18 protein-coding genes are annotated in these 24,858 nt (G+C 67.8%); 7 read left to right on the top strand and 11 right to left on the bottom strand.

The features are described from left to right. Positions 1-9 precede the first annotated feature (9 nt). The gene (locus H0X95_RS16200) at positions 10-918 is read right to left on the bottom strand and encodes an alpha/beta fold hydrolase (protein ID WP_006483331.1); all 909 of its coding nucleotides are present in this window, start codon (positions 916-918) and stop codon (positions 10-12) included. An 87-nt stretch (positions 919-1,005) separates the two neighbouring features. Between H0X95_RS16200 and H0X95_RS16195 the strand changes: the two genes are divergently transcribed. Then, entirely contained in the window at positions 1,006-1,392 is a 387-nt protein-coding gene (locus H0X95_RS16195) for a MerR family transcriptional regulator (protein ID WP_006483333.1), read from the top strand. Between the two features lie 109 nt (positions 1,393-1,501). Next, entirely contained in the window at positions 1,502-2,041 is a 540-nt protein-coding gene (locus H0X95_RS16190) for a toxin (RefSeq protein WP_059723052.1), read from the top strand. Positions 2,042-2,063: 22 nt separating this feature from the next. On the opposite strand, the gene H0X95_RS16185 is transcribed toward H0X95_RS16190, so the two are convergent. Both H0X95_RS16185 and H0X95_RS16180 read right to left on the bottom strand, forming a co-directional pair. Continuing rightward, complete coding sequence (locus tag H0X95_RS16185) at positions 2,064-2,471, bottom strand: VOC family protein (RefSeq protein ID WP_195904305.1); 408 nt, start codon at positions 2,469-2,471, stop codon at positions 2,064-2,066. A 351-nt stretch (positions 2,472-2,822) separates the two neighbouring features. Further along, positions 2,823-6,416, bottom strand: a complete 3,594-nt coding sequence (locus H0X95_RS16180) for a YadA family autotransporter adhesin (RefSeq protein WP_059723055.1) — start codon at positions 6,414-6,416, stop codon at positions 2,823-2,825. A 1,133-nt stretch (positions 6,417-7,549) separates the two neighbouring features. On the opposite strand from H0X95_RS16180, the gene H0X95_RS16175 reads away from it, so the two are divergent. Continuing rightward, on the top strand, positions 7,550-8,365 hold the full coding sequence (locus tag H0X95_RS16175; RefSeq protein ID WP_006483332.1) for a response regulator transcription factor: 816 nt from the start codon (positions 7,550-7,552) through the stop codon (positions 8,363-8,365). Positions 8,366-8,374: 9 nt separating this feature from the next. Here the strand turns inward: H0X95_RS16175 and H0X95_RS16170 are convergent, their stop codons facing one another. Next, positions 8,375-10,549, bottom strand: a complete 2,175-nt coding sequence (locus tag H0X95_RS16170) for a TonB-dependent siderophore receptor (protein WP_125333559.1) — start codon at positions 10,547-10,549, stop codon at positions 8,375-8,377. 283 nt (positions 10,550-10,832) lie between these two features. Here H0X95_RS16170 and H0X95_RS16165 point away from each other — a divergent pair, with 283 nt between their 5' ends. The 3 genes from H0X95_RS16165 to H0X95_RS16155 all read left to right on the top strand — a co-directional run bounded on the left by H0X95_RS16165 (position 10,833) and on the right by H0X95_RS16155 (position 13,548). Next, a complete protein-coding gene (locus H0X95_RS16165) occupies positions 10,833-11,741 on the top strand; it encodes a DUF72 domain-containing protein (RefSeq protein WP_059723060.1) in 909 nt (302 codons plus the stop codon). 171 nt (positions 11,742-11,912) lie between these two features. Then, positions 11,913-12,083 (top strand): hypothetical protein, encoded by a 171-nt coding sequence (locus tag H0X95_RS16160; RefSeq protein WP_006397039.1) that lies wholly within the window; start codon positions 11,913-11,915, stop codon positions 12,081-12,083. Between the two features lie 301 nt (positions 12,084-12,384). Next, positions 12,385-13,548 carry a glycoside hydrolase family 53 protein gene (locus H0X95_RS16155; RefSeq protein WP_059723124.1) on the top strand — a complete coding sequence of 388 codons (1,164 nt, stop codon included), beginning with the start codon at positions 12,385-12,387 and terminating at the stop codon, positions 13,546-13,548. A 43-nt stretch (positions 13,549-13,591) separates the two neighbouring features. On the opposite strand, the gene H0X95_RS16150 is transcribed toward H0X95_RS16155, so the two are convergent. The 6 genes from H0X95_RS16150 to H0X95_RS16125 form a co-directional block, all read right to left on the bottom strand. Further along, on the bottom strand, positions 13,592-14,881 hold the full coding sequence (locus tag H0X95_RS16150; protein ID WP_059723064.1) for a sugar efflux transporter: 1,290 nt from the start codon (positions 14,879-14,881) through the stop codon (positions 13,592-13,594). A 4-nt stretch (positions 14,882-14,885) separates the two neighbouring features. After that, positions 14,886-16,856 (bottom strand): beta-galactosidase, encoded by a 1,971-nt coding sequence (locus H0X95_RS16145; protein ID WP_196446116.1) that lies wholly within the window; start codon positions 16,854-16,856, stop codon positions 14,886-14,888. 36 nt (positions 16,857-16,892) lie between these two features. Then, a complete protein-coding gene (locus tag H0X95_RS16140; RefSeq protein WP_006482010.1) occupies positions 16,893-17,744 on the bottom strand; it encodes a carbohydrate ABC transporter permease in 852 nt (283 codons plus the stop codon). Between the two features lie 23 nt (positions 17,745-17,767). Then, positions 17,768-18,685 carry a carbohydrate ABC transporter permease gene (locus tag H0X95_RS16135; protein WP_196446115.1) on the bottom strand — a complete coding sequence of 306 codons (918 nt, stop codon included), beginning with the start codon at positions 18,683-18,685 and terminating at the stop codon, positions 17,768-17,770. A gap of 76 nt (positions 18,686-18,761) precedes the next feature. Then, positions 18,762-20,000 (bottom strand): ABC transporter substrate-binding protein, encoded by a 1,239-nt coding sequence (locus tag H0X95_RS16130; RefSeq protein ID WP_058903907.1) that lies wholly within the window; start codon positions 19,998-20,000, stop codon positions 18,762-18,764. 64 nt (positions 20,001-20,064) lie between these two features. After that, positions 20,065-21,219, bottom strand: coding sequence for an ABC transporter ATP-binding protein (locus H0X95_RS16125; RefSeq protein ID WP_059723075.1), 1,155 nt, complete (start codon positions 21,217-21,219; stop codon positions 20,065-20,067). A 235-nt stretch (positions 21,220-21,454) separates the two neighbouring features. Here H0X95_RS16125 and H0X95_RS16120 point away from each other — a divergent pair, with 235 nt between their 5' ends. After that, positions 21,455-22,468: a LacI family DNA-binding transcriptional regulator gene (locus H0X95_RS16120; RefSeq protein ID WP_006490776.1), complete on the top strand. Its 1,014-nt coding sequence runs from the start codon at positions 21,455-21,457 to the stop codon at positions 22,466-22,468. A gap of 336 nt (positions 22,469-22,804) precedes the next feature. Here H0X95_RS16120 and H0X95_RS16115 read toward each other — a convergent pair. Next, a partial coding sequence (locus tag H0X95_RS16115; protein WP_442859834.1) for a beta strand repeat-containing protein occupies positions 22,805-24,858 on the bottom strand: 2,054 nt, incomplete at its 5' end.

Below are 24,858 nucleotides of genomic sequence, written 5' to 3'. Positions count from 1 at the left end.
GTCGCCACTTCATTGCGCAGACGCCGACCGGACGAACGCGGCCAGATCGCGATTGAACCGCCCGGCTTCCTCGATGAACGGCGCGTGACCGGATGCCGCGTACACCTTGCTGACGATGCGTGAGTTCAGTGCGGCCGCGCGAGCCAGCGTCGCCTGCGTGTCGACCAGCGCGTCGCGCCCGCCGTAGATGAACAGCAGCGGCACGCGCGCGTGGCCGAGCCCCGCGGCGGCGAATACCGACATCGTCGGGATGGCCTTTTGCATGTCCCACGACGCCATCGCGGCGTTGGCGAGCAAGCGCTCGAACGTCGCGGCATCCGGCCGGCGGTTGAAGCACAGACCGACGAAAGTCCGCTCGCCGTCGAGATGCGTTTTCAGATCCGCCGCATTCATGTCGCGGTACACGTCCGGATGATCGACGATCTGGCCCGGCGCAAGCTCGACCACGCCGTCGACGTACACCGCGCCCGCGATCGCGCGGTCGCCGTATTGGGCGAGGTAGTTCGAGATCACCACGCCGCCGAGCGACCAGCCGACCACGACCGGTTTGCGCGCATGCGTGCCGTCGATGACCGCCGCGAGATCGTCGCCCCAGCGGGTTCCGTCGCGATACGGCTGCGCGCCGGACGGCTTGTCCGACAGCCCGTGGCCGCGCAGGTCGTACGTGATGATCCGGAAGCCGCGCAGTTCGGCGCTCTGGACCTGCGCGTCCCAGTTCAGGCGGCTGCCGAGCAGGCCGTGAATCAGGATGACCGGAACGCCGTCCGGGTCGCCGCTTTCCTGAACGGCCAGCTTCACGCCGTCCGTCGACGTCACGGTATAGCTCAGCGGCGCGGCGGCCGCGTCGTACGCCCACGCGAACGGCATCGCCCACCAGATCACGGCAATCAGCCAGCGCATCAGCACGCGGGTATCCATGGTGTTTTCCTCCAGGCATGAACGGACGCCCAGTCTCAACCCTCACACTGATGTAAGAGTCAAGCGGATCGTGCTAACCTGCCCTTCATGAAAAATCCGCCTACCCAGCCACTGCTGACCATCGGCAAACTCGCGCAGCTCACCGGCGCGAGCGTGCGCTCGATCCGGCACTACGACGAGCACGGCCTGCTCGCATCGGTGCGCGCGGACAACGGCTATCGCCTGTTTCCCGACAAGGCTGTGACGCAGGTCAAGCAGATTCAGCGCATGATCGCGACCGGTTTCACCCTCGACGACATTCGCGGCTTTCCGGACTGCATGCTGCTGATCGACGGCGCCCGCTCGTGCGACCAGATCACCGACGTCCAGCGCGAACGCCTCGAAGCGATCGACCGCCAGATCGCCGATCTCGAGAAGCGACGTGCAAGGCTCGTCAAGATGTTGCGGGATGGTGCGGTGCCACCGCTCGATTGATCGATGCGCGGGTTCGCCAGCGGTCCGCCTTTTCCCGCTACGGATACCAGTCCACCCGCGCGCTTCGGGCACAATACGCGCCCTCACCTTTTTGCCGGTGGTCACACCCATGCGCGTCATCGTCGTCGGAACAAGCGGAGCCGGGAAATCCAGCTTTGCCAGCGCACTGGCCGCCGCCGCGGCCTGCCCGTACATCGAACTCGACCGGCTCTACTGGGGCCCGGGCTGGACCGCCGTGCCGCCCGCGCAGTTCGACCATGCGGTGCGGGCGGCGACGGCCGGCGACCGCTGGGTCGCCGACGGAAACTACAGCGCGGTGCGTGACGTGCTGTGGTCGAGGGCCACGCACGTCGTATGGCTCAACTTCGGGCGATGGACGGTGTTTTCCCGTGTGCTGCGGCGCACGATCGGTCGCGGGCTCATGCGCACCCGGCTCTCTCACGGCAACCGGGAATCGCTGCGGATGGCGTTCTGCTCGCGGGACTCGGTGCTGCTGTGGTCGTACACGACGTTCGCGAGAAACCGCGTGAAGTTCGCCGGCTTGCGCGACGACCCGAAATACGCGCATCTGCAATGGACGGAGATCACCAAGCCGTCGCGTACCCGCGCGGTCATCGAGACGCTCGCCCGCGCCAGCCGTTGCGATTGAGCGTGGCACGCACTGCGTCGCATCAATCGTCGAAAGTGCCCTGATATTCCGGCGCGGCATCCGCGCGCGTGTTCAGTTCGAACATCACGCCGCCCGGCGCGCGGCAAAAGAAGCGCGAGCCGCGCCCGTTGTTGAAGACGTCCGTCTCCATCGCGACGCCTTCCTCCTTGAAGCGCGCGAACAACGCGTGCACGGCATCGAGACTCGGCAGTTCGAAGCCGACGTGGAAATTGGCGGGCCATGCGGGCACGCCGTCGCCGACGTGATCGATCACGACGTCGAAGCCCGGGCGTTTGAGGATCCAGGATTTTTCCCAGCTTCCCGCTATCGTGAAGCCGAGGTATCGCTCGAAGAATCGGGCGGTGGCCAGCGTGTCGGCGGAGGGAAAGCTCAGGTGGTTCAGCTGCATCGTGGCTGTCGTTTCGGTCATGGTCGCGCTCTCCGATGCGGTGGTGGGCGGAGGCCCCATGCCGTGCCGCCCGAGGACTTCAGAATACGAGCGTGGGCTCGCATTCCACAACTCGCATTGGACGCACGGGTGCGCGGGGCGCCAAGCCCGCATGAGGCCGTCGTTCGAGCGATGGGCAATGCGCGGCGCGGGTCGTGCTGCTCGCATTCGGAGCCGCGCGACGGACGCGGCGCGACCGCTCGAACCGATGTGCGTCGAACGACACAGGCCCGGGGTCCGCACACGGGCCCCGGGCCACCGTTCGACCGCGAGTGCCAGGCATGACTGCCGTTGCCCGGCACCCGCGCATCGCTCAACGCTGCGCGAGCCCCATCAGAACTGGTAACCCGCACCGACCACCGCGCCGAAGTCCGACCGCGTGTTGCCCGTCACCGATGCCTTGACGACCCATCGGTTGCTCTCCGTCACGTACGAGTAGCCGGCCGCGAAGCCCTGCTGGCCGTGATAGTTCGACGTCGCCGCCGACACCATCGAGCGCCCCGCGCCGGTCGGCTGCGGCAAGCCGGCCACCGCCATCGCCGACGCGACGCCGCCGTACATGTCCTTCTTCAGGTCGTTGAACGAGTTGTACACCTGCCCGATGCGCTGGTCGGTGTAGCCCTTCGCCTGCGTCGACGCCGTCGCGAGGTTGTCGTTCAACTGCTGCACGTTCACCGCGTCGGTCGGCGCCATGCCGGCCGCGACGTTCGTGACCTGGCGCTCGCTGCCCTTCGCGCCGACCGAGAACGAGTTGTCGCGATCGGCGACGGAACCCTGGCCGACCGCCACCGCGTTCTTGCCGGTCGCCGTCGCCGTCGAGCCGATCGAACCCGCATCGGCACGCGCGATCCACGTGGTGTTCGCATCGGTCGCGGCCGCGCGGATCTTGTCGTTGGCCGCCACGTTCTTCAGCGCGTTGTTGAACTGGCCCATGTTGACCGCGTCGTTGTCGCTCACGCCCGCCGCGACGCCGGTCAGCACGCGGTCGCCCGCCGTGCCCGAGAAGTTCACGCTGGTGCCGCCCGAATCCTTGCCGACCGTGATCGCGCCGTTCGGGTCCTGCTGCTGCACGAGGCCGGCCTTGCCGTTCGCGATGTTGGTGACGCTGCCTTGCAGGTTGGAAATGTCGGTGGTGTTCTTCGACACCTGCTGGTTGGTCGCATAGAGCTGCGAGCCGTTCACCGCGTCGGTGCTGGTCGCGCTGAGCGTGCCGGCCTGCACGTTGGTGATGCGCGTGCCGCCCGCGCCGCCGAGCGTGATCGTGCTCTTCGAGCTGTCGTCGTACTGCACCGCGAGCGCGCCGAGCTGGTTCAGGTTCGACTGCACGTCCTTCAGCTGCTTCACGTTCACCGCGTCGGTATCGCTGGTGCCCGTCGCGACGTTCTTCAGCACGACCGCCGACGTGGCGTCGCCGCCGATGAGCGACACCGAATTCAGCCGGTTGCCGCTCGCGTCGACGTCGTACTTGACGACGTTCTTCACGGCTTCGCCGGCCTGGTTCGACACGTTCGTGATCTGCTGCTCGAGCGCGGTCTTCACGCCCGACAACTGGCCGCCATTCACCGCGTCCGTGCTGCCCGCGGCGACGTTGCCGTCGGCCACGTTGCTCAGCTTCGTCGGCGCGCCGCCGCGCGCGGCGTTGAATGCGCCGAGCGTCGGGTCGAATTGCAGCGCATCCTGCTGCAGCCCGGCAATCGCCGCCGTGTTGCCGGCGATATTGGTTTCGGCATTGTCGATGCGCGTTTCGTGATTCGCGAGCGTCGTCGTGTTGCTGCCGACCCGGCCGTCGAGGTTCGTCAGCGCGTCGCCGACGTTGTTGAACGCACTGCCGCCGATCTTGTAGTTCGGTGCGCCGATCGAGCCGTCCGGGTTCGCCGTCGCGCCGCCGCCGAGCGCGGCCGCGGCGCCGTCGGTCGCGCGCCGCAGTTGCGCGCCGTTCACCGCGTCGGTACTGCCGGCCGCGACGTTGCCTGCCGCGACGTTGGTCACACGCACCGGATTGCCGCCGTTGCCTGCACCGAGCGATATCTGCTGCTTGCTCGCATCGTCGTATTTCACGGCGAGCGCATCGAGCTGGCTCGTGCCGTCGTGAATCGCCGCGTTCAGCTGGTCGACGTTGACCGCATCCGTGCCGCTCTTGCCGGCCGCGACGTTGCTGATCAGTTGCGGGCCGTGGCCACCGTGGCTCGCATCGTAGGCGCCGAGGCCCGGGTTCCACTGCAGCGCATCCTGCTGGAGCGCCGCGATGTTGCCGGTATTCGTCGTCACCTGGTTGCCGACGGTCGTGATCGACTGGTTGAGCGTGTCGGTCGCCTTGCCGAGCTGGCCGACGTTCACGGCATCGCCCGCCGCCACGCCGTCCGCCACGTTGTGCAGGCCGACCGGCGCCGTTGCGCCCTTGCCGCCGAGCGTGACGCCGCCGTGCGCATCGTCGTCGTACTGCACCGCGTTCTTCGTCGCGTTGCCGATCTGGCTGGTGATCGACGTGCTCAGGTTGCCGAGCGTCGTGCTGAGGTTGTTCGTCACGCTCGTGCTGAGCGACGCGAGGCCGCCGTTCAACTGGCCGACGTTGACGGCGTCGTGCGGGTCCTTGCCGTCCGCGACGTTGTGCAGCGTCGTGCCGTTGGGGCCGGCGAACGTCACCGAGTCGAAGCCGCTCGCGCCGTCGTACTTGACGTTGCGCGTATCGGCCGCCTGCAGGCCGGCGATGTTCGATGCCGCCGTGCTCAGCGAGCCGTTGATGCCCGTCACGCTGTTCTGCAGGTTCGTGATGTTCGAAGCCGCCGTCGAAATGGACGTCTGCAGCGGCGTGAGGCTGCCCTTCAACTGGCCGACGTTGACCGCGTCGGTATCGGCGACGCCGGCGGCCACGCCGCCGATCGTCGTGCCGGTAGCGCCGTCGAGCGCGATCGCCGCGTGCGAGTCGTCGGTGTATTTGACGACGTTCTGCGTGGCCGTGACGATGCTCGTGCTGAGGCTGTTGCCGACGCTGGTCACACGCTGGTCGACGTTCGAGATCGAGGTCGACAGCGCGTTGCCGACCGACGTCACGCGTGCATCGACGTTGCCGATGCTCGTGCTCAGCGTGCTGTTCACGTTCTTCAGCTGCTGGACGTTGACGGCGTCCGTATCGGCCGCGCCCGCCGCGACGTTCTTGAGCTGACGTTCGCTGCCGATCGCGCCGAACGATACCGCGCCGCCCACCGGCGCGGCTGTGCCGCCGAATACCGGCGTGCCGCCATTGTTCGCGCCGACGCTGCCCGAGCCGATCGCCACCTGGTTGTTGTCGCTCGTCTGCGCGCCGGCGCCGATCGCCACCGACTGCGTGCCGCCGGCACGCGTTTGCGTGGCCGCGTCGTATGACGCGCCGGCCGATACGCCATCGCTCGACGTCGGGTTCGCGCCGCCGATCGCGACCGAGCGGTCGCCGCTGGCGAGCGCCGAGTGACCGAGCGCGATCGAGCTCGTGCCGTGCGCATCGGCGACGTTGCCGAGCGCCATCGAGAAATCACCGACCGCCGCCGACTGGCGGCCGATCGCCAGCGAGGTATTGCCCTGGGCGACCGCCACCGTGCCGATCGCGGTGGCCGAGTTCGCCAGCGCCTGCGAGCCGACCCCGATCGCAATCGCGCCGCCACTGCCGCTGCCGCCCTTGCTGCTCGCATTCGACTGGTCGCCGATCGCGATACCGCTGGTACCGGCCTTCGCATTGGTGCCCTGCGTCACGTTCGCGGTACTGACTGCGACGTAGCTGCCGTTCTTCGTTGCCACGCATAGCGGGTTGGTGCCGTCGATACACTGGCCGTTCAGCGCGTTGTCGGGGTTACCGCGGTCGACGAAATTGTCCGCGTGGGCGGCGCCGGCGATCAGCACACCCGCACCCGTGAACATCGCGGCGGCGAGCGCCGAAATCTGCTTCCTCTTCATGGTCTTCTGCTCCGTTGTATAGCGTCTGGTTTAAATACGGACTACTTACTTTTATTGACAGCTTCGACTTCGATTGCGACTTCGGTTCGGAAACGGATTGCGCTTCACGGCAAGCCATGCCGAGACGACACGCATCGAGCAGCCGTTTCGACCGGGCGTTCGAAAGCCCGGGGCATGCCGTCGGCTCGATGTCCCGTTTCGTTAATTCGACAACTGACTTAGGAATACGTATTGATTGTCATGGACGAGCTTTTCCCCGACTGAATCCGGAGATTCAACCCGTCGTCATGTACTTCCCCGATTTTTTGCCGCGCTGACCGCGACCCACCACGCTTCTTTTATTTCATCTCCGGCAACCGGAGTTTCACTTCGGTGCAGCGAACCCCGGCCTGGACCGTCATCAATCGATGCGCGAGGCCCGGGTCAGGCAACGTCCGTCACCGCTTGCGGTGCTTCCGCTGCCCTGCGCCACCCGTCGTTCAAAGTTCGGACGAATTATGAGACACGGACTTGAATTATTAAAGCCGGCATTCTTTATAGATTGTAAAATTTATATTATTCAAAGGCTTACGCAAAATACACGCATTCCGCAAACGATTTCGCACCGGCGCCGTCATTCAAAATCTTTTATCGAGCGGATAAATACTTTGCCAAAGCGGATTCAAATAATATTTCGTCTGAAAAAGCCAATCGGGAAACGCGGCCGGCCGTGCGTTTTTCTACCGGATATACGCGTAAACCACGAGCATCGATGCATATCGACACTTCGCGTTCCTGTCGCAAACCGCCATTTTCGATAATCACGCACGCGGAATGGCACGAATGGAGTCGTCATGTCTGGCCGGATTCGAAATATGCTCCTACAATTCCGCTCGCATCGATTCCGGCAGTCGCGGTCATTCCTCGCGCAAACACGGCAATCCCGCGCATCTTTACCGGCTCAGTGATCAAAACAACCCACGCCGTCCGATGCGCCGGGCGGTTGCCCGCCGCGCCGTTTCGCGCTGTCCGGAATCGATGCGGGCGTGCGATGCGATGGATGCATCGCCACAGAGCGGCTTCCGACGTTTCCACCGCACCGGGCAGGCCACCCGCGGAAACGCAGCCAACCGCCTTTTCACAACAGGTGCACGATGCCTTCACCGATCTCCGCATTGAGCGACGCTCATATCCTGATCGTCGACGATCAACCCGACCAGCTCCGGTTGCTGATCGACATCCTGCGCGGCACGGGATGCCGGATCAGCATCGCATCCGACGGCGCGCAAGCGTGCCAGCGCGCGCAGGCGCTGCTACCCGACCTGATCCTGATGGACGTGCGCATGCCGCGCATGGACGGCTTCACCGCGTGCCGGCTGCTCGCCGCCGATCCGCTGACGTGCGCGATCCCGGTCATCTTCCTGACCGTGGCCGGCGCATTGCACGAACGGCTCGAGGGGCTCGAGATCGGCGGCGTCGACTACGTGGTGAAACCGTTCGAGCCGGCGGAGGTGATCGCACGGATTCGCGTGCAGCTCTCACGGACGAAACGCGAACGGCCGGCCGAGGCGGACGCGGCGGAAAACCCGTTCGCGGCCGGCAACGACGACGACATCATCGTGCGCGCGGCGATCCGCCACCTGTCGCGCACGCTGAACGATCCGCCGACGGTGGAAGAACTGGCGCGCGCGGTCGGCACGCACGAAAAGCGCTTGTCGCGCGCGTTTCGCGACAATCTCGGCCAGACGGTGTTCGAGTATCTGCGCTTCGAGCGGCTGCGGATCGCGCAGGATCTGCTGGATTCGACCTCGCTCAGCATCGCCAGCATCGCGAAGGAAATCGGCTTTTCGACGCCGGCCAATTTCGCGACCGCCTTTCGCGAACGTTTCGGCATCACGCCGACCGAATGGCGACGCCAGGGCCATGCGGGTGCGCGCACCGCGACCGGCGAGCCGCAACGTCGCGCGTAAGTCGCATGTTCACCAGCTGTATTTCGCGCTGGCCAGCACGGTCCGCTCGTTGCCAAACACGCACACCGCGTACGACTGGCATCCGCTGACATAACGCCGGTCGAACAGGTTCGCGACGTTCACCGCGAAACGCCAGCGCGGCAGGTCGTAATGGATCGCGAGATCGTAAAGCGTCGCGCTCGGCACCGTCAGCGAATTGTCCGGCGCGCCGGCCGACGCGCTCTGGTAGCGCACGCCGCCGCCGACGCCGACGCCCGCCAGCGCGCCCGTGTGCCAGGTCCAGTCGGCCCACATCGACGCCATCTGCCGCGGCAACGGCACGGACACCGGCCAGTGGTTCAGCGACGCGTCGTTCGCCTGCACGTTCTTGACGTCCTGATAGAGATACGACGCGACGATCGACAGCTCGCGCGTCACCTTGCCGACCGCACTCAGCTCGATGCCGCGCGAGCGCACCTTGCCGGTCTGCACCGACGTCGTGGCGGTCGGATCGAGATTCACCGGCGTCGGCGTCACGACGTTGGTCTGGTCGATCTGATACACGGCCGCGTTCAGCATCAGGTTCCGGCCGGGCGGCTGCCAGCGCAGCCCGGCCTCCGTCTGCGCGCCGCGCGTCGGTTTCGGCAAGCCGCCGCCGAACATCCGCACGCCGATGACCGGATCGAACGACGTCGAATAGCTGACGTAAGGCGACCACCCGGCGTCGCCGCGATAGGTGAGCCCGACGCGCCCCGAAAACGCACTGACGTCCTGCTGCACGTGCATGCCCGCCGACCGGTCGTCGAACCGCGCATTCACGACATCCTCGCGGCCGCCGAGCGTCAGCGTCCAGCGCCGCCAGCGGATCTGATCCTGCGCATACACGCCGAACGCGTTCATCGCCGTGTACTGGTCGACGTGGCCGAGCGACGTCGGGCCCGAGAAGATCGCGGCCGTCACGGGCCGATAGACGGGGTGGTACAGGTCGAGCGACGGCGCGAGCGCGAGCCATACGCTGTTGGTCGTCGTCTGCCGGTCGAATTGCGCGCCGAACAGCAGCGTGTGTTCGAGCGGCCCGGTGCCGAAGCGCGCCTGCGCGTGGTTGTCGATGTCGAGCCGGCTGTAGTTGAGCTGGAACAGCCCCGCGAAACGCATCATGTTCGTCGTACTGCGGGGCGCGAGGCCGTTGCCGAACACCGTCGCGTCGTCGAGCGACAGGTGCGACCAGCGCACGTCCTGACGCAGCGTCCAGATCGCATTCACGCGGTGTTCCAGCGCGTAGCCGAGCGACCATTGCTTCTTGCGGTAGTCGTTGAACGACGGGTCGCCCATGTAGAGGTCCTGCGACAGACGGCCGTTCGGGTTCGGCAGCACCGTACCCGACGCGGGCAGGAAGTTCGACGAGATGTCGCCGCTGTCCTGCAGGAACGTCGCGGAAAATGTCAACGACGTATCCGCGTTCGGCCGCCACCGGAACGACGGCGCGAGCGCGACGCGCCGGTCGCCGTTCGGGCCGGTCACCGCGTTGCCGTCGCGCGCGACGCCGACGAAGCGGTAGGCGTACCTGCCATCCGGATCGAGCCGGTCGCCGACGTCGAGCATCGCTTGCTTGCGCGCATCGTTGCCGATCTGCACGCCGGCTTCGCGCACGCGCTCGCCGTCGGCGAGCTTCGTGTGCGCGTCGACGATCGCACCGGGCTCGCCCGCGCCATACAGCACCGACGTCGGCCCGCGCAGCACCGCGATCGAGTCGATCGTGTACGGATCGACGCGCCAGTTCGCGATCACGGCGGTATTCGGCGCCGGCAGGCCGTCGACGTACAGCGTCGGCGTGAAGCCGCGCAGCGCCGCATACCAGTCGGTGCGGCTGTCGGCGCCGAACGTCGCGAAACCCGGCACGTAGCGCAACGCCTGGTTCAGGTCGGCCGCGCCGGTCATCTCGATCTGTTGCGCGGTCACGATGTTGATCGTTTGCGGAATCTCGTCGATCGGCGTGTCGGTCTTGGTGCCGGTGACGGTGCGCCGCGCGACGAGCCCGACGGACGAAGCGTCGGCCGGCCCACGCACGTCGATCGGCGGCAGCGCGACTGCCGCGGCGCCCGGCGCCGTTGCCTGCGCGTACGCCCCGCCCGCGGCGGCCACGCACATTGCCCCGCCGGCCGCGATCGCCCGCGCGCACCGCCCCGTCCCTGTCTCCGTCCACATCGTGTCGATACTCCGTCGTGCTGGGTTGGCCCGTTCGGCCGGATCGGCGGACCGCGCATCGTCTGGTCCGTCCGGTAGTGTCGTCATGGTCTTGATTGCCGTGCTGGCGCAGCCGGTGACGCATGAATCGGTACGCACCGGCCGATTGCGTCGCTCGCGAGCGCAGCGATCATACCGGCCGAACGTGGCACGGTCTTTAAGAAAACAAATCGGCGACGGTCGCGGCACGCAAATTGCTCGTCGCCGGAACCGCATCAGGAACCCGGCGCGGCCGGGCATCGACGTGACACGCACTTCGGGCAGGATTCACATCGGCATTTCAGGCTGGCGCTACCCGGGCTGGCGGGGAACCTTCTACCCCGCCGACCTGAAGCAGGCCAGCGAGCTGCGATACGCATCGGGCCGGATGCAGACGATCGAAATCAACGGCACGCACTACAGCCTGCAAGCGCCCGACAGCTGGCGGCGCTGGTACGCCGACACGCCGCCGGGGTTCGTGTTCAGCGTGAAAGGTTCACGTTACCTGACGCACATGCTGCGTTTTCGTGACGAAACGGCCACGGTCGCGTGCGCGAATTTTTTCGCTCAGGGACTGTTCGCGCTGAAGGACAAGCTCGGGCCGCTGCTGTGGCAATTTCCGCCGTCGTTGCGATTCGACCCGGCGCACATGGAGCGCTTCCTGAGCCTGCTGCCGCACGATACGGAGGCGGCGCTCGCGCTCGCCCGCCGGCACGATGCGCGGGTTCGCGAGCCGTATCTGCAGATCGACCGCAAGCGGCCGTTGCGTCATGCGGTGGAAGTGCGGCACGACAGCTTCGTGGACCCGGCATTCGTGAAGCTGCTGCGCCGCCACAAGGTCGCGCTCGTCGTGTCGGATTCGACCGAGGCGTGGCCGCAGTTCGAGGATCTGAGCGCGCGGTTCGTCTACCTGAGGCTGCACGGCACCGAAACGAAGTATTCGGGCGAATACGCCGATGCGGCGCTCGAACGATGGGCGCAAAGAATCGACGCGTGGAGCCGGGGCGCGCAACCGGCCGATGCGCGTCTCGCCGCACCGGCGCTGCAACCGCCGCGTGCGCAGACGCGCGACGTGTACTGCTACTTCGACAACGATACGAAAACGCAAGCGCCGTTCGATGCCGGGCGGCTGATGGCGCGGCTGGGGCTTCATGCGCAGGATGCGGTGGAGTGAAACACTCGGCGAGCTGCGTAGCCGGGAAATGCCGCCGGCGCGGCCAAGCCAGGCTCGCAACATGCTCCCGCATGCGCGGATCGCGCCTTTCATCGCGCCTCGCCGCGCGAGCGGTAAATTTTGCACGACCGGCAATCGGCGTCACGGGCCAACACTGCAAGGAGAAGAACGATGACCCTGCTCATCTACCTGGTCGGATGGATCATTTTCATCGGCGGCGTCGCCTGGGGTTTGATGACGCTGCATGTCTCTCAGCACATCATCGAGATCGTGGCCGTCATCCTGTTCGGCATCGCGGTCATCACCGGAGCGACGCGCGCTCGCAATCGCGACCGGTCCTAGCGCGGCGCGCATGCTGCGAGCGCGTACGCCGCGAGCGGCCGACCGCGACACAGCGCCGGAGTCCGCCGACGGCCACGCGAGCGCCGTCCGCGCCAATCGTGCCGTCCGTCGAGCCGCACTGCGACGACGAGCAACGCGTGACGGCGCTCGCCAGATAGTAGGCAACGCGCGGGTTCTTTGCATCGGCGGCGACAGGTGCGCTACGCTCCATTCGGCCTCGTCTCGCAGGCCGAAATTTAAGCGCTTAAAAACACCGGAGCCGCCCCCACGCACGACGGGGTCCATGACATGGAGGATGACGATGAACAGACGATCGATGCTGCGCTGGAGCATCTCGAGCGCGGCGCTTGCGTGCCTCGACCTGGCTGGCCCGCTGCCTGCCTTCGCACGACCCGCGCCGCGCAGTGCGACGGCCGGCGGCTTCGCGATGGGGGCCGACATCTCGACGCTGCCCGAACTCGAAGCGCATGGCGCGGCCTTCTTCGACGGCGGCGGCGCGCCGCGCGACTGCCTGAAGATTCTCCGCGCGCACGGCGTCGATTCGATCCGGATCAAGGTGTGGAACGATCCCGGCAATCCGGATTTCTTCCCCGCGAACCAGAGCGCTGCGGCGGGCTACAACAATGCCGCGCACGTCGTGGCACTCGCGCAGCGCGCGGCCGCGCTCGGGATGCGCATCCTGATCGATTTCCACTACAGCGACTGGTGGGCCGACCCCGGCAAGCAATACCCGCCGCATGGGTGGGCCGGCAAGAATCTCGCCGAGACGTGCGCGCTGCTGTCGGCCTATACGACCGACGTGCTGCGCCAGTTGCAGCGCGCCGGCGTGCGGCCCGAGTGGGTGCAGATCGGCAACGAGATCACGGGCGGCATGCTGTGGCCGCTCGGCCGCTACGATCAGTGGGACAACCTCGCGCAGTTGCTGAAAACCGGTCACGACGCGGTGAAGGCGGTCGATCCGCGCATCAAGGTGATGCTGCATATCGACAGCGGCGGCGACAACGGCAAGAGCCGCTGGTGGTTCGACAGCGCGAAGCAGCGCGGCGTCGCGTTCGACGTGATCGGTCTGTCGTACTACCCGCAATGGCAAGGCGCGCTCGACGATCTGCGCAACAACGCGAACGATCTCGCGGTGCGCTACGACAAGGAGCTGATCGTCGTGGAGACCGCCTATCCGTGGACCACGAGCGACGGCGATTCGGAGCCGAACGCGATGACGAACACCGGCTCGACGACCTTCCCGCCGTCGCCGGCCGGCCAGGCGCAATTTCTCGCGGCGGTCGTCGATATCGTGAAGGGCGTGCCCGGCAATCGCGGCAAGGGCGTGTTCTGGTGGGAACCGGAATGGATCCCGACGCCCGGTGTCGGCTGGAAGCTCGGCGCGGGCGACCAGTGGGACAACAACACGCTGTTCGATTTCCACGGTCGCGCGCTGCCGTCGCTCGGCGCGTTCCGGCAGCGCTGACGCGTCACCGCGCCGCGGCTTCACCGCACCGGCGCATGCCGCGTCAGTGCGGTGAATCGAAGCCGCGGCGCGCCCCGCTCGTGCGGCGTGCGCTGCCCCGCTCGCCGTACGCATCCACGGCGAGCAGCACGCACGCCACGAGCGCGAGCCCGCCGCATCCGGCGAACGTCGCGCGATAGCCGAACAGATCGACGCACGCGCCCGACAGCACACCGGATGCGATCGAGCCGACCCGCGCGGTGCTGAAGAACATCGCGGTCGCGGTGCCAGGGCGCGTGGGCATCAGGTCGCACACGCGCGTCATCCCGAGACACGACGTGATCGCGACCACGCATGCGCTCAGCAGCTGCAGCGGCAGGATCAGGTTCACGCGCGTCACCGCCGCGAGGCCGACGAAATACGCCGCATGCACGAGCGCGCACGCGGTCAGCCAGCGCGCCTTGTCGAGGCGCGTCGAACGGATGCCGAGCCACAGCATCATCGGAATCTCGAGCAGCGCGGCGAGCCCGAGCGCGGCCGACACGTTCGCCGGCGTGCCGCCGAGCGCGTGCACGATGTAGAGCGGCAGCACGATCATCGTCGCGTTCGCCGCGAGCCCGATCAGCGTCAGCGCGACGAGTGTGCGCAGCACGCTTGCACGCGTTGCGGCGACGACGACCGCTGCACCCGCAGCGTCAGGCGGCGGTGCAACGCGGTCCGGGGCTTGCACGTGAGCCGCCACGGGCCGCCGCGCCGGCTCCGGAATCCGCGCGACGATCGCCGCGCACGCGACGAAGCCCGCGGCAGCCGCCAGAAAGAGTCCGGTAAAACCCGTCTGCGCGAGAATCAGCGCACCGAGCGCGGGGCCGAACACCCACGCGATCGACAGCATCGTGCGCAGCGCGGCCGACGCGAGTTCGCGCTGCGCATCGTCGGCGACGGGCAGCACCGCACGCGCGAACGAGAAGATCTGCGACAGCGACACGGCGCCCGCGCCGAGCAGGATCGTGCCGGCGGCGATCACCGGCCCATGCGCGCGCAGCACGCACAGCAGCGCGAAGCCGAGCGCGGCCGCCCCGAGCGACACCACGAGCAGCGGCCGGTGCCGCTCGCGTCGATCCGACCAGCGCCCGGCCCACGTGCTCGCGACGACGCCGCTCGCCGCGATCGACGTCATGAAGATGCCGGCCAGAAACGGCGACATGCCCGCCGCCTCGACGCCGAACAGCGACAGGTACGGCGCCGTAAACGACATCGCGACGCCGAGCATCAGCGCCGCCGCGGACAGCGGCACGAAGTGCGCGATTCCCGCCAGGCGCGCGAAATGCAACAGCAGCGGCCGCAACGACTGCATCGCGTCAGTCCGGCTCGACCCAGGCGGCGACGTCGACCGCGCCGAGGTCGCGATTGCCGAGGACGAACGTGGCACCGCCCGGCGCGGGCAGCATGCACGGCGTGTCGCCGTAGTTGAACGCGAACGTCACGCGCCCGCGTCGGCGCAACCGCACACCGTCCGGCATCGCGCGCACCAACAGGCCAGCATCGCTCGCACAGCGGGCGACGATCGCGCGCAACAGCGTGCGGTCGAAACAGGCCGTCGCCATCGTCACGCGACCGCGCCGCACGAGTGCGGGCACGCCGTCGTCGCAGGCGGCCAGCACGTCTGCGCCGCGCGCCGCCTCCATATCGACGTGATCGCGCCATTTCAGCGCATGGCCGTCGATGCCTTCGAACGACACACGCGGCGCGAGCGACGGCCGTAGCGACTCGACCTGGCCGATCCGCACCGGTAGCACATCGCGCAGCTTGCCCGGTGCGAGACCCGGCGCGATCGCGAATTCAGCGGTGCGTGAACCCGTGCGCGGCCCGAACAGCCAGTGTGCGTGTCCGCTCGCGGCCTGCTCGACGATGCGATCCGTGACGACCGGCAGCGTCGGCGCGATGACGAGCGCGTAACGCGACACGTCGGCGCCGGCCGCGACGATGTCGACGTCGAGGCCCAGTTCGCGCAGCGCGCGATACCAGTCGAACGCATGCTGCTGATAGTCGAAATCGGCGCCGTGCGGCTGGATCCGGATCATCCAGTCGGCCTCGTAGTCGAACAGCAGCGCGACACGGGCCGCATCACACTCGCCGGCGACGAGCTCGGGATCCAGCGCGGCGATTTCGCGTGCGACGCGCGCCACTTCGTGGCCGCCCGGCGCCAGCCGGTCGTCTGGCGCGTTGAGCCCCGAGTGCAGTTGCTCCTGCGCATGCGGATACTGCCGCCAGCGAAAATACGACACGAGCTCCGCGCCATGCGCGAACGCTTCCCACGTCCAAAGCCGCACCGCGCCGGCGTGCGGCACCGGGTTGTACGGCCCCCAGTTGACCGGCCCCGCCTGCTGCTCCATCACCCACATCCGGCCGTTGCCGACGCCACGATACAGGTCGTGCGAGAACGCGGAGACGTCCGGATGCCCGGTGCGGGCCCAGCGTTGCTTGTCCGCTTCGTCGAGCGGCAGCACTTCGGTACGCGGCACCGGATAACTGTCCCACGCGGCGACGTCGAGCCCGCTTCGCGCGAATGCGTAATGATCGAATTCGGTGAAAAACCCCATGAAGTTGTGCAGCACGTCGCGGCCGGGCGCGTGCGGGCGGATCGCATCGACCTGCACCGCATGGAACCGCGCGACCTCGTCCGACTGGTAGCGCCGGAAATCGAGCAGATGCGCGGGATTCGCGTCGGTCGGCGTATGGCGCGGCAGCTCGATCTCGTCGAAGCCGCGATACTCCATGCTCCAGAACACGTTGCCCCACGCGCGGTTCAGCGCGCCGATATCGCCGTAACGCGCGGCAAGCCACGCACGAAAGCCGTGGAGCGCCGCACGCGTATAGCTCGGCAGCGTGTTGTGACAGCCGATTTCGTTGTCCGTCTGCCACGCGATCACGGCCGGATGCGCGCCGTAGCGCCGCGCCATCGCGTCGACGATGCGCACGCAGTGCTCGCGATACGCCGGGCTCGCGATGTCGTAATGGCGACGCGAACCGAACTGCCGCACCGCGCCGTCCGCGCCCACCGGCAGGATCTCCGGATGGCGATCGACGAGCCATTTCGGCGGTGCGGCGGTCGGCGTGCCGAGCACGATCTTCAGGTGCCGGCCGGCGAGCGTGTCGATCGCTTCGTCGAGCCACGCCCAGTCGTAGCGGCCGGGCTCCGGCTCCATCCGGCTCCACGCGAATTCGGCGATCCGCACGCGCGTCAGGCCGAGTTCGGCCATCCGCCGCGCATCGCGCGCCCATTGCTCGCGCGGCCAGTGTTCGGGGTAATAGCAAACGCCGAGATGCATCGTGGATTCCTTGCTGAAGAAAGAGGATGGGACGGATCAGCCCTTCGTCGCGCCGAACGTGAGCCCCGCGACGAAGTGCCTCTGCATCGCGAAGAACATCGCGACGGACGGCAGCGCCGCGAGCACGGAGCCGGCCGACACGATGTTCCAGGCGGTCGTCCACTGCCCTTTGAGCGCGGCGACGCCGACGGTGATCGGTGCCGCGTCGTCGCCTTGCGTGAGGCACAGTGCCCAGAAGTAGTCGTTCCACACGAACGTGAACACGAGGATCGCGAGCGCCGCGAGCGCGGGCCGCACGAGCGGCAGCACGACGCGCCAGTAGATCGCCCACTCGGACGCGCCTTCGACGCGCGCGGCCTCGATCAGCTCGAACGGCAGCTCGCGGATGAAGTTGCGCAGGAACAGCGTGCAGAAGCCGGTCTGGAACGCGGTGTGGAACAGCACGAGCGCCCACACGGTGTTGTACAGGCCGACGCCGAGCATGATCTGCCGCACCGGAATCATCAGGATCTGGATCGGCACGAAATTGCCGGCGACGAACAGGCCGAGCAGCACGAGATTGCCGCGGAACCGGTAGTTCGCGAGCGCATGCCCGGCGAGCGACGCGAGCAGGATCGACGCGGCGACCGACGGCACCGTGATCAGGAGGCTGTTCGCGAAATAATGGAGCATCGGCGTTTGCGTGAGCGCGGCGCCGTAGTTGTCGACGAGCGCGAACTGCTTCGGCCAGCGCCAGTAATCGCCGGCCACGATCTCGTCGGTCGAGCGGATCGACGTGACGAGCACCGCGAGCAGCGGCACGAGCCACAGCGCGAGCGCGCACGGCAACGACAACCGGTACAGCAGGCGGGCGGGACGTCCCCAGCGGGACACGGGCATCGGGTACATGTTGGTGGTCCTTGCTGTGGTCCTTACGACTCGACGCGCACCAGCTTGCGCAGCTGCCACACGATATAGACGAGCATGATCGCGAACAGCACGACGGCGATCGCGGCCGAATAGCCTTCGCGGTAGTACTTGATCGCCTGGTCGACCATGAAGTACGCGAGCACGGTCGAGCTGTCGAACGGGCCGCCGCCCGTCATCACCGAGATCAGGTCGAAGCTGCGCAGCGCGCCGATCACGGTCAGCACGACGGCCATGAAGGTCGCGGGCCGCAGCTGCGGCAGGATCACGTGCCACAGCAGCGTGAAGCCGCGCGCGCCTTCCATTCGCGCCGCCTCGACGATCTCACCGTTGATGCCGGTCAGCCCGGTCAGGTACAGGATCATGCAGAACGGAATCTGCGGCCACAGCGCGGCGGCGATCACGCCGTAGGTCGCATAACGCGGATCGCCGAGCACCGGGATTCCGTGCCCGACGATCAGCTTCAGCAGCCCGAACGTCGGGTCGTAGAACCACGAGAACACGAGGCCGACCATCACACCCGGCAGCACGAACGGCGCGAAGAACAGCGACTTCACGAGCCGGATGCCGAACACGTTCTGGTTCAGGTACAGCGCGAGCGCGAGGCCGAGCGGCGGCGCGGCGAGAAACAGCACGAGCCACAGCACGTTGTTCTTCAGCGCGACGGTGAACGTGTCCGACTGCAGCAGCTCGCGATAGTTGTCGAGCCCGGCGAACGTCATCGGCGTCATCCCGTCCCAGTGATGGAAGCTCAGCCAGATGCTGCTGACGATCGGATACAGCACGAACACGGTGAAGAGCGCGAAACCCGGCAGCACGAACCACAGAGCCGCGCGGTTGCGCCGCCGCGCGAGCGACGCGTGCGCAGGCCGCCGCGGGCCGGCATCGCGGCGCGCGGCGCTTTCGGACAGGCTGGTCGACATGAGATGGCCTTCGATGAAACGAACGTACAGTGACAACGACGCACCGGGCCGGCACCCACGCCGGCCCGGCCGCGCGCTACTTGCGGTAGATGCGCTTGCGGGTCTGTTCGAGGCGCTGCAGGATCGCGTCGAGCTGCGTCGGGTCGGACAGGAACTGCTGCATCGCCTTCATCCCCTCGTCGGCCATTTCCTTCGTCATGTCGCGGTCGTAGAACTGCGCGATGCCGCCGGGCGTCGTCGCGAGCGTGCGGAAGCCGATCTTCGAGATCGGGTCCTGCGGCTCGGGCGCCTTGTTGTTCGACGGCAGTTGCCCCATCCCCTTCGCGAACTCGCCGTTGACCGCCGGCTGCCCCATGAACGCGAGGAAGCGCCGCGCATCGGCCTTGTTGTGCGCTTTCGCGGGAACGATCAGCACGTTGACCGGGCCGTCCTCGGCGAGCGGCACCGATGCATCGATCACCGGGAAGCGGAAGAAGCCGATCGGGTTGCGCGCCGCGCTCAGCAGTCCTGCCGAATACCAGGTGCCCATCAGCGTCATCGCTGCCTGGCCGTTCACGATCAGCGGGCTCAGCGAATCGACGTCGTAGGACAGCGCGTTGTCGATGAAATACTTGTCGTCGATCAGCTTCTTCCAGGCCGCATACACCGCACGCACGCGCGGATCGGTGTACGCGACGTCGCCGGCCATCAGCTTCTGGTGGAACGCATAGCCGTTGATCCGCAGGTCGAGATAGTCGAACCACGCGGCGAGGGTCCACGCATCGCGCGCGGCCACCGCGATCGGCGCGATGCCGGCCGCCTTCAGCTTGCGGCACGCATCGAGAAACTGCGGCCAGTCGGCCGGCTCGCCGTGGATGCCGGCCTTCTCGAACAGGTCCTTGCGGTAGAACAGGCCGTACGCGTCGTAGCCGAGCGGCAGGCTGTAAATCTTGCCGCCATACGTCGACGACTGCTTCACGGACGCATACGTGTCGTTCCAGCCGTTCTTCTGCCAGTCCGCGCCCAGGTCCTCGATCAACCCGCGCTTCGCGAAATACGCGAGCCGCTCGCCGTTGTTCCAGCTCAGCACGTCGGGCGGATCGGTCGCGAGCCAGCCGGACATCTGCACCTTGTACGCCTCCTCGCCGACGTAGCTGATCTTCAGGTCCACGTCGGGATTCGCCTTGTGGAACTGGTCGAACACGGCCTGCCACGTCGCGCGCTGGTTGCCGCGCGCCGCGACGTTCACTTTCAGCGTGCCCGCGTCGGCCATACCTGCGGCGCACGCCGCGGCGGTCGTCAGGGCAAGCAGCAGTCGGCTCGCACGAAGTCTCATCGTTGTCTCCTGGTATTGGTGTGATGGGTGCCGCGTCGCGCGCGGCCGGTCTGCGCCGCGCCCGCTAGGCGAACGCCGCTTCGGCGTGAAGCGCCGGCACCGCGATGCCGGCTTCGTCGAACAGATGGCAGCGCGAAGGCGACACGTGGAACGCATGCCGCTCGCCGCGCCGTAACGCCGCCTGTCCCGGCAGTTTCGCGAGCAGCGGCACGCCGCCGGGCTGGTCGAGGTGGACGTATGCGGCTTCGCCGAGCTGCTCGACGAGCGCGACGTCGCGCACGAACGCCGGCAGGTCGGTGTCGCCGGGCGCCCCGATCGTCAGGTGCTCGGGGCGAACGCCGAGCGTCACGCGCGCGCCGCGGCCGACGTGGCGCGGCAACGCGCGATCGCGCAGCGTCAGCGTCTCGCCGGTGCCTTCCAGCGTCAGCCGGCAGCCGTGCGCATCGCCCGCGTCGACGACGGCCGGCAGAAAATTCATCCGCGGCGAGCCGATGAAGCCCGCGACGAAGCGGTTGGCCGGCCGGTGATACAACTCGAGCGGCGCACCGGCCTGCGCGATGCTGCCGAAGCGCGCGACGTCGTCGCCCGCATGCAGCAGCACGATCCGGTCGGCGAGCGTCATCGCCTCGATCTGGTCGTGCGTGACGTAGACCGAACTCGATTGCGTGAAGCGCGCGTGCAGCCGCGCGATTTCGACGCGCGTCTGGCCGCGCAGCGTCGCGTCGAGGTTCGACAGCGGCTCGTCGAACAGGAACACGCGCGGCTCGCGCACGATCGCGCGGCCGATCGCGACGCGCTGGCGCTGCCCGCCGGACAACGCCTTCGGCTTGCGATCGAGCAGCGCTTCGAGCTGCAGCACGCGCGCGGCCTCGGTCACGCGGCGGCGGATTTCGTCCTTCGGCGTGCCGGCGATTCGCAGTCCGAAACCGATGTTGTCGAACACGGTCATGTGCGGAAACAGCGCATAGCTCTGGAACACCATCGCGACGCCACGCTCCGCGGGCGGCGTGTCGTTCATCCGTGCGCCGCCGATCCGCAGCTCGCCCTCGGTCACGTCCTCGAGCCCGGCGATCATCCGCAACAGCGTGGATTTTCCGCAGCCCGACGGACCGAGAAACACGCAGAATTCATGCGACGCGATCTCGAGGTTCACGTCGCGCAGCACCGGCGCATGGTCGCCGTAGCGCTTCGAGACGTCCTTCATTGAAATGGCGGTCATCGCGCTCTCCTCTCGCCGGTCACACGCATCGGACCGGAAAATTTAAACGCTTAAATTTTGGTGGCGCGATTCGCCCGGTTCGCCGTACCATGTCGTCTCCTTCCTCTGATGTGTCGAGAAATTAGCGTATCGGCCGTCCCTGTGCAACTTGTGGGACGCACTCCCAGAATATGAGCAGACACTCCCCCGCTTCACGTCAGGTGCACCCCGCCAACCGGCCGATCGGAGGCCGCGCATGGTAACGCTCGCGCAAGTCGCGCAGCGCGCGAACGTCACGGCGGCGACCGTCTCGAACGTGCTGCGCAATCCGCAGAAGGTGAAGCCCGCCACCGTCGAACGCGTGATGGCCGCGATCCGCGAACTCGGTTATCGGCCGAACCTGACCGCGCGCGCGCTCGCGGAGGGCCGCACGTCGACGCTCGCGCTGATGCTGTCGAACATCACGAACCCGTTCTATCCGGAGTTCGTGCTGGCCGCCGAACGCGAGGCGCGCAAGCGCGGCCATTACCTGCTCGTGTCCAATACCGACGACGATCCGGCGATCACGCGCAACTACCTCGAGCGGATCGCCGGCACGCTCGCGGCCGGTGCGATCGTGATGAACACCGATCTCGCCGAGGCCGAACTCGCCGACATCGCGCGTCACGGCGCATCGATCGTGCTGTGCATGTGGGAACACGTGCATGCGTCGCGCACGCTGCCGTGCGTGACTGTCGATTTCGCGGCGGCAGGGGCGCTGGCGGCCGCGCATCTGTCCGGGCTGCGCCATCGCGCGTTCGGCGCGCTGGTCGGCAAGGGCTCGGGCGGCCCGCAGTCGGTGCGACTGCGCGGGTTCGCCGACGAACTCGCGGCGCGCGGCCATCCGGCCGGCGCGCTGACGACCGCGTCGACGCACGACTCGATCGAAGGCGGCTACGAAGCGGCCGCCGCGCTGTTGCGCGAGAAGCCCGGCCTCACCGCGCTGTTCGCGACCAACGACCTGATGGCGATCGGCGCGATGCAGGCCGCCGCCGATCTCGGGCTGCGCGTGCCGGCCGATCTGTCGGTGGTCGGCATGACCGATATCCAGCTCGCGCACCAGTTCCGCCCCGCGCTGACGACGGTGAGGTTCCCGACGTCGCAGATCGCCGCGCGGGCGATCGCGCTGACGCTCGACATGATCGACGGGATCGAGCCGAGCACGGCCGTGCATACGATCGGCGCACCGGAGCTGGTCGTGCGCGAATCGACCGGGACGGCGCCGGACTGACGCTTCGGTGTGCTCACGTTTGCGGATGCGGCGTATGCGTCGGAATGGATCGCATGGCGTCGGTCGCGCGGTTTCGGGTTTCTCGTTCGACCACGACGCAAATCGGCACATCGCCACCTTCCAGGCACGGCGAATCGATGCAGGCGGGAAGCGATCGGGAACCCGGGACGGCGGCATCCGATGTCGCGACTCCCCAAATGCAAAATGGCGCGTCACCGAGGCAACGCCGCGCGATTCGACATGGTTCGTCGTTCCGCGGGCGTCACGGGTGACGCGCCTGACGCGTGAAGATTCGCGGCCGCCCGGAGCATGTGGCGGCCGCGGTGTCGACGTCGCCTACTTCTTGATCACCGGAACGGTGAGCGAAGTGACGAGCGACGTCACGGGTGCCAACAGACCGCCCGACGCGCTACCGCCCCCTTGCGCGGAATTGCCGTTCAGCGAGACCGCCAGCGCGGGAACGACGCCGGCCACCGACCCGACGGCCGAACCGACCGATTGCACCGCCGCGTTGGCGATCGTCGCGCCGCCGGAGATGAGCGCTCCCGCGGCGTTCGTCACCCCGCCGACCGCACCGGCTGCCGTGCCGCCGTTGAGCGCGACGCTCAGTGCCGGAAGGGTCCCGGCGACCGCGCCGGCCGTGCCGGTCACGGTGTGCGCGAGCGAGCCCGTCAGGCCAGTGGCGACCGTCGCGAGCGAGCCCGCCGCACCGGTTGCGCCGGAGAGCGCGCCGGATCCCGAGCCGACGACGTTGCCGGCGCCGCCCGTGGCGGATCCGATCAGCGACGTGACGGTCGATGCGATCGGCGTGATCGCCGCGGTGCCGCTGCCGGCGAGGCCGGTTACCGCGCCGGACGCTGCGCCGATCGCACCGGTGGCTGCACCGACCGGCAACGCGCCGCCGAGATTGCCGACGATGCTCGTGATCGGCGTGATCAGCGCGCCGCCGTTGCCCGCGACACCGGTGACGGCGTTGATGACGCCCGGACCGGCGTTGGCGACCGTGCCGACGATGCCGCCGAGACCGCCGGTCGCGCCGCCGACACCACCTGCTGCGCCGGTCAGCGCTCCCACCGCACCCGTTGCCGAGTTGGCTACCGTGCCAATGATGCCACCGAGGCCGCCCGTCGCGCCGCCGGCACCGCCTGCTGCACCAGCCAACGTCCCGAGTGCACCGGTTGCCGTGTTACCCACCGTGCCAACGACGCCACCGAGACTGTCGAGGCCACCAGTCGCGCCTCCGCCAACACCGCCAACTGCGCCAACCAACGTCCCGACTGCGCCGGTTGCCGAGTTGCCGACCGCGCCAACGACGCCGCCGAGACCGCCCGCTGCGCCGGCCAATGTTCCGACTGCACCCGTTGCGGAGTTAGCTACCGTGCCAACGATGCCACCGAGGCCGCCGGTCGCACCGCCGGCGCCGCCCAGGGCACCCGTTACCGTACCGACTGCGCCGCTTGCCGCGTTGCCCACCGTTCCGACGACGCCACCCAGACCACCGGTCCCGCCACCAACACTGCCCAGCGCCCCAGTCAGCGTTCCAACTGCTCCCGTCGCCGTGTTCGCTACCGTGCCGACGACACCACCGAGACCACCGGTCCCGCCGCCGACACCACCCAGTGCGCCAGTCAGTGTTCCGACTGCACCGGTTGCCGTGTTCGCCACCGTGCCGACGACACCACCGAGACCACCGGTCCCGCCGCCAACGCCACCCAGTGCACCGGTCAATGTTCCGACTGCACCCGTTGCCGTGTTCGCCACCGTGCCGACAACGCCACCAAGGCCGCCCGTCGGATTACCGCCACCGATCCCACCCAGTGCACCGGTTACCGTGCCGACCACACCACCAAGACCACCGGTCGGATCACCGACGCCACCCAAGGCACCCGTCACCGTACCCACTGCACCACTTGCCGCGTTGCCCACTGTCCCGACAACCCCGCCGAGGCCACCAGTCCCGCCACCGATGCCACCCAGTGCACCGGTTACCGTGCCGACTACACCACCAAGTCCGCCGGTCGGATCGCCGACGCCACCCAAGGCACCCGTCACCGTACCCACTGCACCGCTTGCCACGTTGCCCACCGTCCCGACGACGCCACCGAGACCGCCGGTCCCGCCGCCGACACCGCCCAGTGCGCCAGTCAGTGCTCCGACTGCACCCGTCGCCGTATTCGCTACCGTGCCGACAACGCCACCAAGGCCACCCGTCGGGTTGCCGCCACCGATGCCACCCAGTGCACCGGTTACCGTGCCAACCACGCCACCGAGACCGCCGGTCGGATCGCCGACGCCACCCAAGGCACCCGTCACCGTACCCACTGCGCCGCTTGCGGCGTTGCCCACCGTCCCGACAACACCGCCGAGACCGCCGGTCCCGCCGCCGACAC

This window comes from Burkholderia sp. 9779_493 (assembly GCF_015712215.1).
GTDB classification, from domain to species: domain Bacteria; phylum Pseudomonadota; class Gammaproteobacteria; order Burkholderiales; family Burkholderiaceae; genus Burkholderia; species Burkholderia cenocepacia.
This window is presented reverse-complemented; position numbering and strand designations above follow the sequence as displayed.

Coding starts and splice junctions, on each gene's coding strand:
- H0X95_RS16160 (WP_006397039.1), top strand. CDS start 11,913: ATGACCCTGCTCATCTACCTGGTCGGATGGATCATTTTCATCGGCGGC.
- H0X95_RS16155 (WP_059723124.1), top strand. CDS start 12,385: ATGAACAGACGATCGATGCTGCGCTGGAGCATCTCGAGCGCGGCGCTT.
- H0X95_RS16180 (WP_059723055.1), bottom strand. CDS start 6,416: ATGAAGAGGAAGCAGATTTCGGCGCTCGCCGCCGCGATGTTCACGGGT.
- H0X95_RS16140 (WP_006482010.1), bottom strand. CDS start 17,744: ATGTACCCGATGCCCGTGTCCCGCTGGGGACGTCCCGCCCGCCTGCTG.
- H0X95_RS16120 (WP_006490776.1), top strand. CDS start 21,455: ATGGTAACGCTCGCGCAAGTCGCGCAGCGCGCGAACGTCACGGCGGCG.
- H0X95_RS16190 (WP_059723052.1), top strand. CDS start 1,502: ATGCGCGTCATCGTCGTCGGAACAAGCGGAGCCGGGAAATCCAGCTTT.
- H0X95_RS16200 (WP_006483331.1), bottom strand. CDS start 918: ATGGATACCCGCGTGCTGATGCGCTGGCTGATTGCCGTGATCTGGTGG.
- H0X95_RS16175 (WP_006483332.1), top strand. CDS start 7,550: ATGCCTTCACCGATCTCCGCATTGAGCGACGCTCATATCCTGATCGTC.
- H0X95_RS16150 (WP_059723064.1), bottom strand. CDS start 14,881: ATGCAGTCGTTGCGGCCGCTGCTGTTGCATTTCGCGCGCCTGGCGGGA.
- H0X95_RS16170 (WP_125333559.1), bottom strand. CDS start 10,549: ATGTGGACGGAGACAGGGACGGGGCGGTGCGCGCGGGCGATCGCGGCC.
- H0X95_RS16145 (WP_196446116.1), bottom strand. CDS start 16,856: ATGCATCTCGGCGTTTGCTATTACCCCGAACACTGGCCGCGCGAGCAA.
- H0X95_RS16185 (WP_195904305.1), bottom strand. CDS start 2,471: ATGACCGAAACGACAGCCACGATGCAGCTGAACCACCTGAGCTTTCCC.
- H0X95_RS16125 (WP_059723075.1), bottom strand. CDS start 21,219: ATGACCGCCATTTCAATGAAGGACGTCTCGAAGCGCTACGGCGACCAT.
- H0X95_RS16195 (WP_006483333.1), top strand. CDS start 1,006: ATGAAAAATCCGCCTACCCAGCCACTGCTGACCATCGGCAAACTCGCG.
- H0X95_RS16130 (WP_058903907.1), bottom strand. CDS start 20,000: ATGAGACTTCGTGCGAGCCGACTGCTGCTTGCCCTGACGACCGCCGCG.
- H0X95_RS16135 (WP_196446115.1), bottom strand. CDS start 18,685: ATGTCGACCAGCCTGTCCGAAAGCGCCGCGCGCCGCGATGCCGGCCCG.